This window comes from Arthrobacter sp. 2MCAF14 (genome assembly GCF_052115645.1).
Taxonomy (GTDB): Bacteria; Actinomycetota; Actinomycetes; order Actinomycetales; family Micrococcaceae; genus Arthrobacter.
On the sequence record NZ_JBFRHB010000001.1, the window covers coordinates 17,343 to 33,610 of the forward strand.

The following is a 16,268-nucleotide window of genomic DNA, read 5'->3' on the forward strand; positions in this document are numbered from 1 at the left end:
CATCAAGGCCGACACTAGGCCAACGCCGAAACGGTCCAAGCCGTCCCCAATCAAATACGCTTGGAAAGTGAAGATCGACCTGCACGCGCACTCCAATGTTTCCGACGGGACCGAGGCTCCCGCGGGAGTGATCGCTTCCGCATCAGCTGCGGGTCTGGATGTGGTGGCCTTGACCGACCACGATTCCACTGACGGATGGGAGCAGGCCTCGGTCGCAGCCCGCGAATTCGGAGTGGCTTTCGTGCCGGGGATAGAGATCTCGTGCCGCACCCGGGAGGGGATCAGCGTCCATCTGCTGAGCTATCTCCACGATCCCGCACATCCCGGCCTGCTCGAGGAAATCACCAAGGCGAAAGACGCGAGGCTCACCCGCGCTAAACGGATGGTCACGCTCCTGGCCGAGGATTACCCCTTGAGCTGGGACGATGTCATCCATCATGTGGCTCCGGGTGCCACTGTGGGCCGGCCCCACATCGCCGACGCCCTCGTGGCGGCCGGTGCGGTGGCGAGCCGCTCCGAGGCGTTCACGGCGATCCTGACTTCGCACTCGCGCTATTTCGTGCAGCACTACGCACCGGACCCGGCGCTCGCCGTCGAGCTCGTCCGGTCGGCCGGAGGTGTACCCGTTTTCGCCCATCCGGTGGCCTCGGCCCGCGGACGCGTCGTGGGGGAACGGACTTACCGGGAAATGATCGACGCCGGCCTCCTGGGGCTGGAAGTGGAGCACCGCGACAATCCGGAGGAAGGCCGCGTGTTCCTGCGGCGCCTGGCTGCCGAGCACGGGTTGTTCATGACCGGATCGTCCGACTACCACGGAACCGGCAAACCCAATCTGCTCGGGGAGAACCTGACGTCGCCCGATGTCCTGGCGTGCATCGAGGAGCTTGGCACGGGGAGTTCGGTGGTCCGTTAGACGGGGTAGAAGGTGGCCTTGCCGTCCAGGCGCTTGCGCATCACTTCGATGGCCGGGGCGTTCTGGTCCACGCACACGAACCTGCGCTCGAGTTTCGCCGCGACCGAACCAAGGGTGCCTGAGCCTGCGAAGAAGTCGAGGCACCAGTCTCCTGGCCGGCTCGATGCCGTGACGATGCGCCGGACCAGGCCTTCCGGCTTCTGCGTCGGGTAGCCGGTCTTTTCCTTGCCGGTCGGGGAAACGATGGTGTGCCACCAGACGTCCGTGGGAAGCTTCCCAAGTTCGCGTTTGGCCGGCGTCACGAGGCCTGGCGCCATGTACGGCTCACGGTCGACCTCGGCGTTGTCGAAGTGGTACTTGGCGGGGTTCTTGACGTACACGAGGATGTTGTCGTGCTTGGTGGGCCAGCGGTTCTTGGCGCGTGCGCCGTAGTCGTAGGCCCAGATGATTTCGTTCAGGAAACACTCGCGGCCGAAGATCGAGTCCAGCATGACTTTGGCGTAGTGCACTTCGCGATAGTCGAGATGCAGGTACAGGGTGCCGTCGTCGGCGAGCAGGCGCCAGGCCTCCACGAGCCGGGGTTCCAGGAAGGACCAATAGTCGCTGAACGCGTCGTCGTAGCGGTGCAGGGCGCCCTTGATTGTGTCATAGGAGCGTCCCTTGAAGCCGACGCGGTCGCCGTCGCCGTCGGCGTTGCGGACCATGCGCGTTTCCTGGCGGCTCTGGACCCGGCCCGTATTGAAGGGCGGGTCCACGTAAATCAGTGTGAAGGCGCCGTCCGGCAGCGTCGGGAGGAAATCCGCGTTGTCCGCGTGAACCACCAAATTGCCGCCGTCCGGCGCCCAAACAATGTCAGTCATTGAGGCCGTTAAGCCTCGGTGCTCTCGCCGGACGCACCGGAAGCCGAGACCACTTCGCCGTTGCGGCGGCGGGTGCGGGAACGGCGTGCGCGGGAAGGCTTGTCCGCGCCCTCGCCGGACTGTGCCTGCCCGGATTGGGGCTCGGCTGACTGAACTGAACCTCCAGCGGGAGCTGCGTCGCCTTCGGAAGTACGACGGCGGCGGGTGCGGTTGCGTCCGCCCTCACCGTCTCCTTCGCGGGACGGAGCATCGCTGGACTTGGTACCGCGGCGTGCACCTTCACGGCCGCCATCACGCCCGGCGTCGCGGCCCGTGCGTCCACGCCCGGAATCGCCGCCTGAACGGGAGTTCTTCTTGCCGGTCTCGCCCAGGTCTTCCAGGACCTCAGCGTCGACCCCCGCGAGGGTGCGCTTGTCGCGGGGCAGGCGCCCCTTGGTGCCCGCGGGGATGTCCAGTTCCTCGAAAAGGTGCGGCGACGAGGAGTAGGTTTCCACGGGCTCCGGGTAGCTCAGTCCCAGCGCCTTGTTGATCAGGCCCCAGCGCGGCATGTCGTCCCAATCGACGAACGTCACGGCCGTGCCCTTGTTGCCTGCGCGGCCGGTGCGGCCAACGCGGTGCAAGTAGATCTTTTCGTCTTCGACGCACTGGTAGTTGATTACGTGCGTGACGTCATCGACGTCGATGCCGCGGGCGGCGACGTCGGTGGCCACGAGGACGTCCACCTTGTTGTTGCGGAAGGCGCGGAGTGCCTGCTCGCGGGCGCCCTGGCCCAGGTCTCCGTGGATGGCGGCGGCTGCGAAGCCGCGGTCCACGAGTTCCTCGGCAACCTTGGCGGCAGTGCGCTTGGTCTTGGTGAAGATGATGGTCCGGCCGCGGCCGCGGGCCTGCAGAATGCGGGCGACGACCTCGACCTTGTCCATGCTGTGGGCGCGGTAGATGAGCTGCCGGATGTCGCGCTTGGTCAGGCCTTCGTCGTCCGGGTCGGCGGCACGGATGTGCGTGGGCTGCGTCATGTAACGGCGCGCCATGGCGATGACCGGGCCAGGCATGGTGGCCGAGAAGAGCAGGGTCTGGCGGACGGCGGGTGTGCCGGCAATCAGGGTCTCGACGTCCGGAAGGAAGCCGAGGTCAAGCATCTCGTCTGCCTCGTCGAGAATCACCATGCGAACGTTCTTGAGGTTCAGGTGCTTCTGCTTGTAGAGGTCGATCAGACGGCCGGGCGTGCCGACAACAACCTCGACGCCCTTTTGCAGGGCTTCGATCTGGGGCTCGTAGGCGCGGCCGCCGTAGATGGTGGCGATGCGGGCGTTGCGCTTCCGGGACGCCGTCTGCAGATCGTTGGCAACCTGAACGGCGAGTTCGCGGGTAGGAACAATCACGAGGGCCTGGGGTGCACCCGGGACAGCAAGCTTGTCGTGGCCGGCGTCGTCCGGTCCGACGACGCGCTGCAGCGCCGGAATGCCGAAACCGAGGGTCTTTCCGGTACCTGTTTTGGCCTGGCCGATGATGTCGTGACCGCCCAGGGCGACCGGGAGGGTCATGGCCTGGATGGGGAACGGGTGGGTGATACCGGCGTCGGCGAGGGATTCAACGATGTCGGCGCGGACGTTGTAGTCGGCGAAGGTTTTTTCTGCGATCTCGTGGGGTGTTTCGTCCGAGGAAATGGTTTCCTCGGGTTCGATCGTTTCGGTTCCGTCTGTCAGAACTTCATGGGTGTGCAATTCACTCACAGTGGAGTTTTCCTTATTCATTTGGGCTGCGCTGCGTGCTCAACGGTTGTGGCAGGGCCGTTCCGGAGCACGGATGGGCGCAAGCAGATCCAGTGGAAGCCGATCGCGGGCTATCTAAATACTGGCACTGGGGACCAGCTGGTATATCTCAAGATCGCGTAGGGGCGGGCTTGTTGATGTCAAAAAATTAACTGAATCAACGACCGGGCATCCATTACTACTCACCCAGTCTAGCGTCTGGGGGCGATAATCCCCGGATCGCGGCCCCGGCCCTGCGGACGGAGCGCGCTACGGGAGCAGTTCGAAGGTGATTTGGCGGGTGGCGATCTCCGCATCGAGCAGTTTCACCCGGACCTTCGTGCCGGACTCCATTTCGCCGTCGCAACGAGCGGTGACCGCGGGCTCGGCGATCTGGACTATGCCGTAGGGGCCGTGCGGGGCTCCGTTCCCATTCCCATTGCCATTGCGGTTGTTGCCGTTGGTGCTGTTCCCGTTGCCGTTTCCGTTGTTCTTGGCGGGTTTCGATCCGGAAATCACTACGGCGTCGAATTCCCGTCCGATGTGGTTGACAAGGAGTGCTGCCTCCACAGTGTCCAGGGCCAGGTGCTCCATTTTGGCGGCAAGCTGGTCGGATGACGCCATGATCTCGGGCAGGCTCGGCAAAGCATGCCGGGCCCATGTCGGGATCTCTGTTCCATTGCTCAGCGCTTCGCAGATGACCAGCACAAAACGATCGACCAGCCGGCGCAACGGCGCAGTGGTGTGGGCATAGGGTGCCCCGATGGCTGACTGCATGACGCTGCCCGGTACCTCGCCGTCGAAGGGCGTGTAGCCGGCACCGCGGAAAAGCAGCCCTGCTGAATGGAGGATGGCCAGTTGCCGGGGGTCCTTGGCGTCGAGGGTCCGCAGGTACGCTCCATAGCTCGTCCCCTCGGTCCAGGGCTTGCCGAGCGCCCCCGTCTGCCGTTTGAAATGGAGCAGCGAACGCTCATCGGGGGCCGGCATGGTGCGCAGGATCCCCACTTTGCCGTCGAGCATCAGCTGGGCGGCGGCCATCCCGGTCATGAGCGAAATCTGGGCGTTCCAGTCCTCCACCGGGAGCGAGGGAGCTGCGACGATCCTGTACCCCCCGCCGTCGGGCAGTTGGACGATTTCCTGCTCAGGCATGTTAAGGCTTGCCCCGCCGCGGCGGCGCTCGAGTTCCACCCGCTTGAGCCCGACTTCCTTGAGCAGCTGCAGGACGGGATCAGCCGTACCGGAATCGATCTCCCTCTGCACGCCCTTGTAGTTGAGCTTGGCGCGGCTCCGTACGCTTGCCCGACGGACGGAGACGGTGCGGAACTCCGCCTCGGCATCGAGTTCGAAGTCCCACACGAACGCGCCGCACGTCTGGCCGGCCAGCAGGCTCCCGGCATGCTCGCTGATGATCTCGGGGTGCAGCGGGATGCGGCCGTCCGGGGCATAGTAGGTTTGCCCCCGGTGGCGGGTCTCGGCGTCGAGCGCGCCTCCCGGGGGCACAAAGGAGGGCACATCGGAGATGGCGTAGAGAACCCTGTAACCATCGCCGGATCGGTCAATGAAGAGGGCCTGGTCGAGATCCGTGGAAGAGGCTGGGTCGATCGTGATGAAAGGAACGTCCGTGAGATCCTGCGTCGGCAGGGTGTGTCCGGAAACCGCGGCTTCAGCGTCGCGCAGCGCTTCAGCGGGATAACCTGCGGGCAGCTCGAGTTCAGTCCGAAGCGCCGCCAGCGCTTCCGCGAGGTGGTTCGACGTTTCACTGACATTCGGGGCTAACCGCTGATGTGACACGAAAATCAGGGTAACTCCAAAATCTTCCGGCGTCTCGCTAGGCATTGGCGGGAGGATTCTGGCGACAGCGGGCAAGCCGCGAACCAGCACAACGTGTTTCATCAAAGGGGACTGAAGACTGTTCTCCTCTGATGCTGGTGGGCCTAATGTTACCGATGGGGGAAAAGTACGCTCCCTCGCCAACACCACGTTCACATCAGAGGGAGTTCCACCATGAGTTACGAGAACCCGTCGGGCCAGCCTTACGCGGGCCCGACGCCGCCGTCCTATTACGCCGCGCCGCAGGTATTCAGTCCCCGGCCCCAAGTCGGCTTCGTTGATGCCATCAAGCAGTTCTACGGTCGTTACGCCACCTTCACCGGCCGCTCAAACCGAAGCGAATATTGGTGGGTGGCGCTGTACATTGCCATCGTGAATGCCGTTTTGGGGATACCGTACTACATCGAAGTAGGCAGCTACGCTGCCTCAGTCAGTGCGGCCAGCACGGCTGAAGCCCAGCAGGCCGCAGCGGCGAGTTTCCCCGCCGCTGCCATGATCTTTGGCATTGTGTGGTTCATTTGGGGCCTCGTGAACCTTGTGCCTGGCCTGGCGCTCACGGTTCGTCGCCTCCACGACACCGGGCGCAGCGGCTGGTTCATTCTGCTCGGACTTATTCCGATTGCAGGTCCGATCATCTTGCTCGTCTTCTACGCCACGGCGTCGAAACCGGAAGGGGCGACTTACGGCGCCTGAGCGCCGCACGCTTTGAAAGCCACGGGCTGAAAACTGACCAAGAGCGACGGTGGTCGTTGCCGGGGTGCCGTAAGAACCCCGGCAACGACCGCCGTCGTCGTTCTACTCCCGGGAAATGTCCTTAAGTCGTCGCGTCAAGGGCAGCCAGAAGCGCCTGGGCTGCCGCCGTCGGATCCTGTGCTTCGGTGATGGCCCGCACCACCACGATGCGGCTGGCGCCGGCCCTAACTACCTCTTCCACGTTGCTGAGATCGATGCCGCCAATCGCAAACCAGGGGAGCACAACGCCTCCGACTGTCTCTTCGTCTGCCTGCTTCACCGCGTTGGCGGCGTACTTCACCAGATCGAGCCCGACGGCCGAGCGTCCCGGCTTGGTGGGGGTGGCCCACACCGGCCCGACGCAGAAGTAGTCCAGGCCGCTGCGGCCAGGCGACGCGGCGATGGCTGCGTCAATCTGTTCCGGCGTGTGTGTGGAGAGACCGATGATGGTGGGGTCGTGGAGCAGCTTCCGGGCAGAGCGCAGCGGAATGTCCTTTTGGCCGATGTGGAACACCGGCGCGCCGGAGAGGGATGCTACGTCCGCGCGGTCGTTGACTGCCCAGAGACGGCCGTGACGATGGGCCACTGATTGCAGGATCTCCAGGAGCTCCAGTTCCTCTGCCGCTTCAATCGTCTTGTCGCGGAGCTGGATGATGTCCACGCCGCCCTCGAATGCGGCATCGACAAACTGCCCAAAATCACCCTGTTCCTTGCGGGCGTCGGTGCAGAGGTACAGGCGGGCGGTGGTGTGGACATCGTGCTGGGTCATGGAAACAGAGTAGTTCCTCTAAACTGGGCTGGTACCGCGGGAGCCGCGGCGGCAGTCACAATCGCCGCGCGGCTGAGAGGGCTTCAGCGCCGACCGCTTGACCTGATCCGGCTAGTACCGGCGTAGGGAAGGACTCCATGGACGAAGTAAACACCCAGCACGAACCCCTGCGCGCGGATGTCGCGGTGATCGGGGGCGGTGTCATTGGCCTCGGCATCGCGTGGGAAGCCCGCAGATCCGGCCGTTCGGTTGTCCTCATCGATCCCGCACCGGCCAGCGGCGCTACGTTCGCGGCGGCGGGAATGCTGGCGCCGGTCAGCGAATTGCACTACCAGGAAGAGGACCTCCTGGAGCTAATGCTCGAATCGTCGGTATTCTGGCCGGACTTCGAACGCAATGTGACCGGCTCGAGCATCGGCCGCAGCACGGGTTACCGTACGACGCCGACCCTCGCCGTCGGCGCGGACGCTGCGGACCGCCGGGCGCTCGCCGATCTCCGGGATGTCCAGCTGGCCAACGGCCTGGTGGTGGAATCCGTGCGGTTGCGCGAGGTGCGGGAGCGTGAGCCGCTGCTGAGCCCGCAGATTTCCTGCGCCTTCGACATCCCGGGCGACCACCAAGTGGATCCGCGCCGGCTTTCGGTCGCGATTCTGGGCGCGCTGGCAGACCACCAGCCCAGGGATTCCAGCTGGATTCCGGGGGCCGATGGCGGTTTTGCGGTCCACGACACTGCAGCGGGCCTCCTGTGGGAGGACGGGCGCGTCGTGGGGGCCGTGCTCGGCTCAGGAATCGAGGTGCTCGCCACGGAAACAGTGGTAGCCAACGGACTGGATGCCGCCCGCTTGAACGGCCTGCCGGATGGATTGTCACTCCCGTTGCGTCCGGTGTATGGCGACATATTGCGGTTGCGCGTCCCGGAGCATCTGCAACCCCTGGTCACCGCCACGGTCCGGGGAATGGTGCGCGGAGTGCCCGTCTATATCGTGCCCCGCGACGACGGGACGGTGGTGATCGGCGCGACGCAACGTGAAGACGGCTTGTCGGCGTCCGGGGGATCGGCCAACCCGGTGTCAGCCGGTGGCGTGTACCAATTGCTCCGCGACGCCCAGGTACTTGTCCCGGCTGTGGCCGAACTGGAACTTCTGGAAGCAACTGCCCGTGCGCGTCCGGGCACTCCGGACAATGCACCGCTGTTGGGCCGTGTGAAAGGCGGCGAAAGCGAAGGAACCGTGCCCGGCCTCATCGTGGCCAGCGGCTTCTTCCGCCACGGCGTACTCCTCACTCCGGCAGCGGCGAAGATCTGCGTCGGACTCATGGACGGCACCGCGGATCCCCGGTGGAACAAATTCCGCCCGGACCGCTTCTCCCACCAGCTTTCAGCGACACGGGCCTCAACAGACGGCCCATCGGCCGGTACCTCATATCCCCTTCCGAAGGACCACGCATGAACATCAAATTGAACGGCGCAGACCACACACTGAGCGACGACGCGTCTGTCACCACCCTCGTCAGCCACGTCACCGGACGTGTTGTGGACTCCAGCGGCCAGACGGCTGACGGACGCAAGATCGGCGTCGCCGTCGCACGCAATTCCGAAGTGGTCCCGCGCAGCCAGTGGGCTGCCACCGCGCTCGCAGACGGCGACGAACTCGAAATCGTTACCGCAGTACAGGGAGGCTGAACCATGACCACAGCAAGCACTCAAGCAGCAAGCACCCGAACCGACGCCCTGGTGATCGATGGTGTCGAGTTCGGCTCGCGCCTCATCATGGGCACCGGCGGAGCCCCGAGCCTGGACGGCCTGGGGGCGGCGTTGCTGGCCTCCGGCACCGAACTCACCACCGTTGCCATGCGGAGGTACTCGCCGACCGAAACAGGTTCGCTCTTCCAGTTGCTCGTGGACCATGGCATCCGTGTCCTGCCCAACACGGCCGGCTGTTTTACCGCCAAGGACGCTGTCATGACAGCCGAGCTTGCCCGGGAGGCGCTGGAAACGGATTGGGTGAAGCTCGAGGTCATCGCCGACGAACAGACGCTGCTGCCTGACGCAGTGGAGCTCGTGGACGCAACGGAGAAGCTGGTGGACCGCGGCTTCAAGGTCTTCGCCTACACCAACGACGACCCCGTGCTGGCGCTTCGATTGGAAAACCTTGGAGCCACAGCGGTGATGCCCTTGGGCGCGCCTATCGGCACCGGCCTGGGCATCCTGAATCCCCACAACATCGAGCTGATTGTGTCCCGGGCTTCTGTGCCGGTAGTACTCGACGCCGGCATCGGAACCGCGTCCGACGCCGCACTCGCCATGGAGCTCGGTTGCGACGCAGTGCTGCTGGCAACCGCGGTGACCCGTGCGCAGAACCCGGTGCAGATGGGCGAAGCCTTCAAACACGCTGTCATCGCCGGTAGGCTGGCGAAGCAGGCCGGCCGCATCCCGCGCCGGGAACACGCCCTGGCCTCCTCGGCGATGGAAGGCCGGGCCGAGTTCCTCTAGTGGCCTACGCTGGCCGCTCCGGGGATTCCTGCGAATTCGACGTCAGCGAAGGAGCCCCGGATGGCCGGCAAAGATGACATCCTCACCAAGTCCGCGATCGACGACGCCCTGGCGGAGCTGCCGGACTGGCGGTACCGCCTGGGCGGACTCGCCACCGTCTACAAATGCCCGACGTCGGCTGCCGCACTGGAGCTGATTGCCGCCGTCGGGCGCATCGCCGAACAGCAGAACCATCATCCGGACCTCGACTGGCGGTACAACCGGGTGTTCATCCGCTACACCTCCCATGACGCCGGGAGCGAGGTGACCCAACGCGACATCCGGGCGGCCACGAGCGCCAGCGAAGCAGCCGCGGAAGTGGGGGCAGTGGCCAAACCGGAAGCCCTACCGGACAGTTGAAGTCGGAATCGACGCCCCGGATCCGGAAGAGATCTCGGAAGTCTGGATGCGACACCCAGGTTTATCCGCGACACGCAAACAGCTAGGCGACGCCCGGATATGAGTGTCGCCGGCCCGTTCGCGCAGCGCCAGCTAGAGTCGCAGCGCCGCGGTCAGCTGGGCGGTGTCGTGCCGGGTCCGATGGCGGCCCAGGAAGTAGGAGGCCGCCGCGGCCGCCACGGTTCCCAGAATGATCGGCAGGACCCACGGGATCCACGTCACGCCAGGCTGGTAGCCAAAGCCAAGTTGGATGAAGATCATCCAACTCAGCATGGCGACGGCGACGGAAACACCAGCGGGCAGGGCGATTCCGTACGTGCCATGGTGTTTGTCAGTTCCCCAGACGATGAAGCCTGAGGCGATGGTGGCTAGCGCCACGATGACAAGTGAGAGCATGCGGACTCCTGGCTCGCTGGTGTTCTTGCGTATCGCTTAGAGGGCGCCGAAGCCGACCCGGCGCACTTCCTCGGCGCCGATCTCCACGTATCCGAGGACATTGCCGGGAACGATGACCTGGCGGCCCTTTTCGTCGGTCAGGCGCAGGTCCGTGCCGTTGGCAATGGCCTCGCTTACGATCTTGGCAACAGCCTCGGCATCGAGAGCGGACTCAAGCGCGATCTCACGGCCAACGTTCTGAATGCCGATCTTTACTTCCACAGCGGGGCCTCCCAGCCAATCAAGAAATTACTCAGTCCTCTATTTGTAGTCTAGGACTCTTTCGGGAAGCGACTGATTCCGCGCCAAGCTAAACGGTAGATCAGATCGCTGGCGACATCGAGGTCCAGATCGCCGTCGGTTTCGAGCCAATACCGGGCGCTGACCTGCGCCATTCCGGCCAGGCCCCGGCCGAGCAGCTGGGCCTCCAGCGGGGGCAGCTTGGTGTCTTCGGCGATGACCTTGGCGACGGCGTCGGCGAAGGTGCGGTTGAAAGTCTCCAGTCGCGAGCTGACATCCGGGTCATTGATGAGATCGGATTCGAAGACGAGCCGGTGGGCTTGGTCATCGCCCGCGATGAAACGGTAGTAGGCGCGCATGACGGCCTGGACGCGTTCCTTGTTGTCCGACGTCGAATTCAGCGCCGTGAGCATCTGGTCCGTGAGCATGGCCAGGTGGCTGTCGAGGAGGGCCATGTAAAGCTCCCGCTTGGACGGGAAGTGCTGGTACAGCACCGGCTTGCTGACATGGGCGGTCTCGGCGATTTCGTCCATCGCCGCACCATGGAAGCCGTTGGCAACGAAGACTTCCAAGGCGGCGTTCAAGAGCTGGGCCCGGCGCTCATCTCGTGGCAGCCTCGCCGAGCGTGGGGAACCGGTCCGATCTTGCCTGACCTGTGCCTCCTGTTTGATACGTGCACTCTCAGCCACTTGTCTGCCGCCTTTCCTTTGCAGTTATGACCACAATACTGCGCAGTAATATGACCGGGCGGCAGCGGCAGGCATACTTTGGAGTATGGCCACTATTTTTGCTGCCCAAACGTTGCCGTCTTCGCTGCCGCCACTTGTGGAACCGGCCGCGGAGCTGACCACCGAAGAGGTCGAACGGTACTCGCGCCACCTCATTATTCCCGAAATCGGAGCGGCCGGTCAGCGCCGGCTCAAGAACGCAAAAGTCCTCGTGATCGGTGCGGGCGGACTGGGCTCTCCGGCGTTGCTGTACCTGGCCGCCGCCGGCGTGGGGACGCTCGGAATTGTGGACGACGACGACGTCGACCTCAGCAACCTGCAACGCCAGATCATCCACGGCGTGGGCGATGTGGGACGACCGAAGATCGAATCGGCACGTGACGCCATCAAGGAACTCAATCCGCTGGTCAACGTGCAGCTGCACAACGTGCGCCTGGACTCCTCCAACGCTTTGGAGATTTTCTCCGGCTACGACCTCATCCTGGATGGCGCAGACAATTTCGCCACCCGATACCTGGTCAACGATGCTGCCGCGATCCTCGGCAAACCGTACGTCTGGGGATCCATTTTCCGCTTCGACGGCCAGGTCAGCGTGTTCTGGGAGAAGCATGGACCCAGCTACCGCGATCTCTATCCGGAGGCCCCTCCTGCAGGCTCCGTCCCGTCCTGCGGCGAAGGCGGCGTGTTCGGCATGCTGTGCGCTGCTGTCGGCTCGCTCATGGTGACGGAGGCAGTCAAGCTGATCACCGGCGTCGGGCGCTCCATGCTGGGACGTGTGGCGCTCTTCGACGCGCTCGGCGGCAGCTGGCGCGAAATCAAAGTTTCGAAAGACCCGCAGGCCGAACCGATCACTGAATTGACCGACTACGAAGCCTTCTGCGGCATCACCCCGGCCCCCGCAGGCGACTCGGTTCCGACCGTCACGGCCACCGAACTTTCCGGGATGCTCGAGGCCCGCGCGGCGGGGCAACGCGACTTTGAACTGGTGGATGTCCGCGAGATCGGTGAACACGAGATTGTGAGCATCGACGGATCGGTGCTCATCCCGCAGGGACGTATCCTCGCGGGGGAGGCCTGGACGGAACTGCCGCAAGACAAAGAGATCGTGTTCCACTGCAAGGGCGGTACCCGTTCCGCTGCGGTGCTCGCGGCCGCACAGCGCGCTGGCTACTCGCGCGTGAGCCACCTCGACGGCGGGATCCTGGCCTGGGTGCATGACGTCGAGCCGGGCAAACCGGTTTACTGAACCCACTGTGCCGTTGAACCCACTGTGCTGTTGAACCCACTGTGCTGTTGAACCCGAAAGGTCCCGATATGAGCGAGGAATCCATGACCACACCGCAACACCCCATCGGATCGGGATTCGGCCACGGCTCCAAGGCATCGGAGGTTGTGGCGGGAGTGGACCTCCGCGGCAAGACGGCAATCGTCACGGGAGGCTATTCCGGGCTCGGCCTGGAAACGGTGCGGGCTTTGTCCTTCGCTGGCGCCGCGGTCACGGTTCCCGCCCGCCGTCCGGAACACGCTAGGGAAGTCCTCGCCGCGGCCGGCCTGGCCCCGGAGCAAGTGACCGTGGAAGCCTTGGATCTGGCCGACCAGCAGGCTGTGGAGGATTTCGCGGCACGCTTCCTGGCGTCGAACCCAACCCTGGACATCCTGATCAACAACGCCGCCATCATGGCGAGCCCGGAACAACGCGTGGGCCCGGGCTGGGAATCCCAGTTCGCCACCAACCACTTGGGCCACTTCACACTTCTCAACACTTTGTGGCCCGCGCTGGCGGCTGCCGGTTCGGCCCGTGTGGTCTCCTTGTCCTCTACGGGACACAAACTCTCGCCGATCCGTTTTGAGGACATCAATTTCGAGACCGGTTACGACAAATGGAAGGCCTACGGCCAGGCAAAGACCGCAAATGCGCTATTCGCCGTGGAGCTGGACCGCCTGGGTAAATCCGCCGGGGTGCGGGCCTTCGCGGTCCATCCCGGCGGCATCATGACCGAGCTCCAGCGCTACCTTCCGCGTGAAGAGATGGTCGCGGCGGGTTGGATGGACGACGCAGGCAACGTCCGGGAGGGTTTCAAGACTCCGGAGCAGGGGGCTGCCACGTCCACGTGGGCAGCCACGTCCTCGGCTCTGGCGGGCATGGGCGGGGTGTATTGCGAAGACTGCGACATCGCCAAGCCCACGGACCCGGCCTCGCCGCTCGCGCGATACCAGGGAGTGGATGCGCACGCAGTGGACCCCGAAGCCGCAACAAGGCTGTGGGCTGTGTCTGCAGAAATGACGGGCGTCAACGCCTTCGCATAGGACCCCGCGATTCGCGAACCGCCACCAGATTTCGAGAACAATCACAAAGGGACATGCTCATTCTTGGTCATTGCCGCTGGACATGATCCTGTTGTGTCCAGTCTTGGTGATCAGGGGCGGGCATGCTCTGAGGGGAGTTGCAGGATGGACCTAGCAGTCACGGTCGCGTGGGCTAGGCGCTTTCAGCCTGCTGGGATGCCTGTTGGTGGTCCACAGGGCATTCAGCTGCTGGAGCCGCGGCAACCGGCTGCTCCACCTGGATGCCATATAAGGCCTCGAGGGCTGCCACATAATCGTCTTGCTGGCCGTTGGCGGCAAGTTCGCGCGCGCGGACCGTGGGGATGTGGAGCAATTGCTTGACCATGCGGCGGAGCGCGAACTCGACTTCTTCAGCCGCAGCGGTGCAGCCGTGCCGGGCCCGGACTTTTTCCATCTCGGCGTCGAGCACGTTCATGGTGTGGCGGCGCAGTGCCACAATGGCCGAGTCGACTGACCGCGCTTCGCGCTCCTGCTCGAAGGCGTCTGCCGCACCGGAAACAATGGTGCTCGCTTGCGCCAGCGACTCCGCTTGTTCCTGGGGCGCCGCGAGCCGCACGGATTCGAGCGTCAGGAGCTCGACGCCGTCGAGCTCGCCCACCGCGGGGTCGAAGTCGTGGGTGAGCGCGAGGTCGATCGCAATAAGCGTCTGGGTGGACAGGGCACGGACCTTGGCGAGCTCTTCGGCCTCAACGCGGGTGTCCGATCCGCTGCAACCGATCATGACATCGGCGGCAGCGACGGCGGCAGGAAGGGTTTCGGCGTCGAGCGCGGTTCCGCCGCGGGTCGCCACGAAAGCCTCGGCCCGGCCGGAAGACGAGTAAACGGAGACGTCGGTGCAGCCGCGGTCGCGAAGCAGCGACATAGTGGCCCCGGCGTAGGCCCCGGTCCCGAAGACAACTACCTTCTTGGTGCTCCAGTCGGCGTTCTCCGAGAGGTCCGTGGCGAGGTCCAGGGCAACTGAAACTATGGACAGGCCCCGCGAACCGAGCGCGGTCTGGGCACCGACGTCCTTGGCCGTCTTGGAGGCAGCCTGGAACAAGCGGACCAGCCCGGAACTCGCGGTTCCTTCGTGCTGGGCAGTGATGAGGGCACGGCGCACTTGGCCGGCGATTTCGCGTTCGCCGACGACGGCGGAGTCCAGTCCGGCGCTGACGGCGAAGAGGTGCTTGCTGACCTCAGGGCCGGTGCGGGTGCTGAAGGCGCGCGAGACGAGTTGCTCGTTGAGTCCGCTCAAGCCACTGATCTGCGTGACGAGCGCCGAGCGGGCAGCTTCAAGGTTCTCGACATGCGGCGTTTCGCCGTAGATTTCGTAGCGGTTGCAGGTGGCCAGGACCACGGCGCCGGAGACAAGTTGGGAATCGGCCAAAGCGGACGAGGCAACCTCGGATGAACCGTTGCTCAACTGAGCGACGGTTTCAAGATCGATGTCGGCGTGTGTAGCCACCAATGAGAAAAGAACCACAGCAAAGCAATCATAGCTTTTTCGGCGCCACGTAGAACAACGCTCGCGAGTGGTTCTCCGCACTGTCCGGAGTGACGCCCGTCACCGCGCAATGTGCGGGACAGGCTGTCGTTATCTTTTGATCCCGATCTTCGGCACAATCGAAGGCATGACTTCCAGTTCCGCACTGCCTCATTCTGTGTCGGCCAACGGCGTTTCCGGCACCGCCGCCTCGAGCCTTGATGCAAGCCACCCGCTCATGGATGGCCGCACCGCAGACTCCCCGCTGATCCAGGCGTACCGTGGAGGCAAGCCGTCCCGCCGTCCCGTGTGGTTCATGCGCCAGGCCGGCCGCTCGTTGCCGGAGTACCTCAAAGTCCGTGAAGGCGTGGCGATGCTGGACTCCTGCCTGCGTCCCGGGCTCGCCTCCGAGATCACTTTGCAGCCGGTCCGCCGCCACGACGTTGATGCAGCCATCTTCTTCTCGGATATCGTCATTCCCCTCAAGCTGGCGGGCGTCGGCGTGGACATCGTTCCCGGCGTCGGTCCTGTCCTGGACAAGCCCGTCCGCACGGCCGCTGACGTGGCCGCCTTGCCGCAGCTGACATGGGAAGCCCTCGAGCCGATCCGCGAGGCCGTGCGCCTGACGGTGGCGGAGCTCGGCACCACACCCCTGATCGGTTTCGCCGGTGCGCCGTTCACGCTCGCCGCGTACATGGTGGAAGGCAAGCCTTCCCGTGACCACCTCGGTCCGCGCACCATGATGCACGCCGATCCGGAAACCTGGACCGCCCTGGCCAACTGGGCAGCCGACGCTTCCGGCATATTCCTGCGGGCGCAACTGGAAGCGGGCGCCTCTGCAGGGCAACTGTTCGACTCCTGGGCCGGTTCCCTTGGCCTGGCCGACTACGCCAAGTACGTTGCCCCGGCCTCGAGCCGCGCCCTCGACCACGTCCGCCACCTCGGCGCGCCGCTTGTCCACTTCGGTACGGGAACGTCCGAGTTGCTCGTCGCGATGCGCGACGTCGGCGTGGACGTCGTAGGGGTGGACTACCGGCTGCCGCTTGACGAGGCAAACCGGCGCCTAGGTGGAACCGTGCCCCTGCAGGGCAACATTGACCCCGCGCTGCTTTCGGCGCCGTGGGAGGTCCTGGAAGCCCATGTCCGCGAGGTAATCGCCGCCGGTTCCGCAGCCCCGGGCCACGTCCTCAACCTCGGCCACGGCGTGCCTCCGGAGACGGACCCCGCGGTCCTGACCCGGGTAGTGGAACTCATCCACTCGATCCCGGCAGTGTAG

Annotated in this window: 17 protein-coding genes and 1 riboswitch; of the genes, 9 read left to right on the plus strand and 8 right to left on the minus strand. The window is 64.7% G+C overall.

Annotated features, from left to right (window positions below):
• Nucleotides 1-67 precede the first annotated feature (67 nt).
• Complete coding sequence (locus AB4074_RS00100) at nucleotides 68-913, plus strand: PHP domain-containing protein (RefSeq protein ID WP_441411588.1); 846 nt, start codon at nucleotides 68-70, stop codon at nucleotides 911-913.
• Here the strand turns inward: AB4074_RS00100 and AB4074_RS00105 are convergent.
• The 3 genes from AB4074_RS00105 to AB4074_RS00115 form a co-directional block, all read right to left on the minus strand.
• Nucleotides 910-1,773 (minus strand): DNA-methyltransferase, encoded by an 864-nt coding sequence (locus AB4074_RS00105; RefSeq protein WP_441411589.1) that lies wholly within the window; start codon nucleotides 1,771-1,773, stop codon nucleotides 910-912. The two genes, AB4074_RS00100 and AB4074_RS00105, sit on opposite strands and share 4 nt — an antisense overlap.
• An 8-nt stretch (nucleotides 1,774-1,781) precedes the next feature.
• Entirely contained in the window at nucleotides 1,782-3,503 is a 1,722-nt protein-coding gene (locus AB4074_RS00110) for a DEAD/DEAH box helicase (protein WP_441411590.1), read from the minus strand.
• A gap of 288 nt (nucleotides 3,504-3,791) precedes the next feature.
• Nucleotides 3,792-5,312, minus strand: coding sequence for an RNB domain-containing ribonuclease (locus AB4074_RS00115; protein WP_441411591.1), 1,521 nt, complete (start codon nucleotides 5,310-5,312; stop codon nucleotides 3,792-3,794).
• Nucleotides 5,313-5,525: 213 nt separating this feature from the next.
• Here AB4074_RS00115 and AB4074_RS00120 point away from each other — a divergent pair, with 213 nt between their 5' ends.
• Nucleotides 5,526-6,044, plus strand: a complete 519-nt coding sequence (locus AB4074_RS00120; RefSeq protein WP_441411592.1) for a DUF805 domain-containing protein — start codon at nucleotides 5,526-5,528, stop codon at nucleotides 6,042-6,044.
• 121 nt (nucleotides 6,045-6,165) lie between these two features.
• Here AB4074_RS00120 and thiE read toward each other — a convergent pair whose 3' ends face one another.
• Nucleotides 6,166-6,852: a thiamine phosphate synthase gene (thiE, locus tag AB4074_RS00125; RefSeq protein ID WP_441411593.1), complete on the minus strand. Its 687-nt coding sequence runs from the start codon at nucleotides 6,850-6,852 to the stop codon at nucleotides 6,166-6,168.
• 26 nt (nucleotides 6,853-6,878) lie between these two features.
• A riboswitch (TPP riboswitch) is annotated at nucleotides 6,879-6,998 on the plus strand.
• Here thiE and thiO point away from each other — a divergent pair.
• The 4 genes from thiO to AB4074_RS00145 all read left to right on the plus strand — a co-directional run bounded on the left by thiO (nucleotide 6,990) and on the right by AB4074_RS00145 (nucleotide 9,742).
• Nucleotides 6,990-8,300, plus strand: a complete 1,311-nt coding sequence (thiO, locus tag AB4074_RS00130; protein ID WP_441411594.1) for a glycine oxidase ThiO — start codon at nucleotides 6,990-6,992, stop codon at nucleotides 8,298-8,300. It overlaps the preceding riboswitch by 9 nt.
• Nucleotides 8,297-8,533, plus strand: coding sequence for a sulfur carrier protein ThiS (gene thiS / locus AB4074_RS00135; protein ID WP_441411595.1), 237 nt, complete (start codon nucleotides 8,297-8,299; stop codon nucleotides 8,531-8,533). Before thiO ends, thiS begins: the two co-directional genes overlap by 4 nt.
• Before the next feature lie 3 nt (nucleotides 8,534-8,536).
• Nucleotides 8,537-9,343, plus strand: coding sequence for a thiazole synthase (locus tag AB4074_RS00140; RefSeq protein WP_284980662.1), 807 nt, complete (start codon nucleotides 8,537-8,539; stop codon nucleotides 9,341-9,343).
• A 60-nt stretch (nucleotides 9,344-9,403) separates the two neighbouring features.
• Nucleotides 9,404-9,742: a 4a-hydroxytetrahydrobiopterin dehydratase gene (locus AB4074_RS00145; protein WP_441411596.1), complete on the plus strand. Its 339-nt coding sequence runs from the start codon at nucleotides 9,404-9,406 to the stop codon at nucleotides 9,740-9,742.
• 132 nt (nucleotides 9,743-9,874) lie between these two features.
• Here the strand turns inward: AB4074_RS00145 and AB4074_RS00150 are convergent, their stop codons facing one another.
• From AB4074_RS00150 to AB4074_RS00160, 3 genes are read right to left on the minus strand one after another with little or no spacing between them, the layout of a single operon-like run.
• The gene (locus tag AB4074_RS00150; RefSeq protein ID WP_441411597.1) at nucleotides 9,875-10,177 is read right to left on the minus strand and encodes a hypothetical protein; all 303 of its coding nucleotides are present in this window, start codon (nucleotides 10,175-10,177) and stop codon (nucleotides 9,875-9,877) included.
• Between the two features lie 36 nt (nucleotides 10,178-10,213).
• A complete protein-coding gene (locus AB4074_RS00155; RefSeq protein ID WP_059387503.1) occupies nucleotides 10,214-10,438 on the minus strand; it encodes a DUF3107 domain-containing protein in 225 nt (74 codons plus the stop codon).
• Between the two features lie 50 nt (nucleotides 10,439-10,488).
• Nucleotides 10,489-11,145 (minus strand): TetR/AcrR family transcriptional regulator, encoded by a 657-nt coding sequence (locus tag AB4074_RS00160; protein WP_415983880.1) that lies wholly within the window; start codon nucleotides 11,143-11,145, stop codon nucleotides 10,489-10,491.
• Nucleotides 11,146-11,230: 85 nt separating this feature from the next.
• Here AB4074_RS00160 and moeB point away from each other — a divergent pair, with 85 nt between their 5' ends.
• A complete protein-coding gene (moeB, locus tag AB4074_RS00165; protein ID WP_441411598.1) occupies nucleotides 11,231-12,430 on the plus strand; it encodes a molybdopterin-synthase adenylyltransferase MoeB in 1,200 nt (399 codons plus the stop codon).
• Between the two features lie 68 nt (nucleotides 12,431-12,498).
• A complete protein-coding gene (locus AB4074_RS00170) occupies nucleotides 12,499-13,491 on the plus strand; it encodes an SDR family NAD(P)-dependent oxidoreductase (RefSeq protein WP_441411599.1) in 993 nt (330 codons plus the stop codon).
• A gap of 172 nt (nucleotides 13,492-13,663) precedes the next feature.
• Here AB4074_RS00170 and AB4074_RS00175 read toward each other — a convergent pair whose 3' ends face one another.
• Nucleotides 13,664-14,992, minus strand: a complete 1,329-nt coding sequence (locus AB4074_RS00175; RefSeq protein ID WP_441411600.1) for a glutamyl-tRNA reductase — start codon at nucleotides 14,990-14,992, stop codon at nucleotides 13,664-13,666.
• Nucleotides 14,993-15,140: 148 nt separating this feature from the next.
• Between AB4074_RS00175 and hemE the strand changes: the two genes are divergently transcribed.
• On the plus strand, nucleotides 15,141-16,268 hold the full coding sequence (hemE, locus tag AB4074_RS00180; RefSeq protein WP_441411601.1) for a uroporphyrinogen decarboxylase: 1,128 nt from the start codon (nucleotides 15,141-15,143) through the stop codon (nucleotides 16,266-16,268).

Excerpts from the sequence above, each read along its gene's own strand:
- AB4074_RS00150 (WP_441411597.1), bottom strand. The coding sequence starts at position 10,177 with ATGCTCTCACTTGTCATCGTGGCGCTAGCCACCATCGCCTCAGGCTTC.
- AB4074_RS00170 (WP_441411599.1), top strand. The coding sequence starts at position 12,499 with ATGAGCGAGGAATCCATGACCACACCGCAACACCCCATCGGATCGGGA.
- thiO (WP_441411594.1), top strand. The coding sequence starts at position 6,990 with ATGGACGAAGTAAACACCCAGCACGAACCCCTGCGCGCGGATGTCGCG.
- moeB (WP_441411598.1), top strand. The coding sequence starts at position 11,231 with ATGGCCACTATTTTTGCTGCCCAAACGTTGCCGTCTTCGCTGCCGCCA.
- thiE (WP_441411593.1), bottom strand. The coding sequence starts at position 6,852 with ATGACCCAGCACGATGTCCACACCACCGCCCGCCTGTACCTCTGCACC.
- AB4074_RS00120 (WP_441411592.1), top strand. The coding sequence starts at position 5,526 with ATGAGTTACGAGAACCCGTCGGGCCAGCCTTACGCGGGCCCGACGCCG.
- hemE (WP_441411601.1), top strand. The coding sequence starts at position 15,141 with ATGACTTCCAGTTCCGCACTGCCTCATTCTGTGTCGGCCAACGGCGTT.
- AB4074_RS00145 (WP_441411596.1), top strand. The coding sequence starts at position 9,404 with ATGGCCGGCAAAGATGACATCCTCACCAAGTCCGCGATCGACGACGCC.
- AB4074_RS00105 (WP_441411589.1), bottom strand. The coding sequence starts at position 1,773 with ATGACTGACATTGTTTGGGCGCCGGACGGCGGCAATTTGGTGGTTCAC.
- thiS (WP_441411595.1), top strand. The coding sequence starts at position 8,297 with ATGAACATCAAATTGAACGGCGCAGACCACACACTGAGCGACGACGCG.
- AB4074_RS00140 (WP_284980662.1), top strand. The coding sequence starts at position 8,537 with ATGACCACAGCAAGCACTCAAGCAGCAAGCACCCGAACCGACGCCCTG.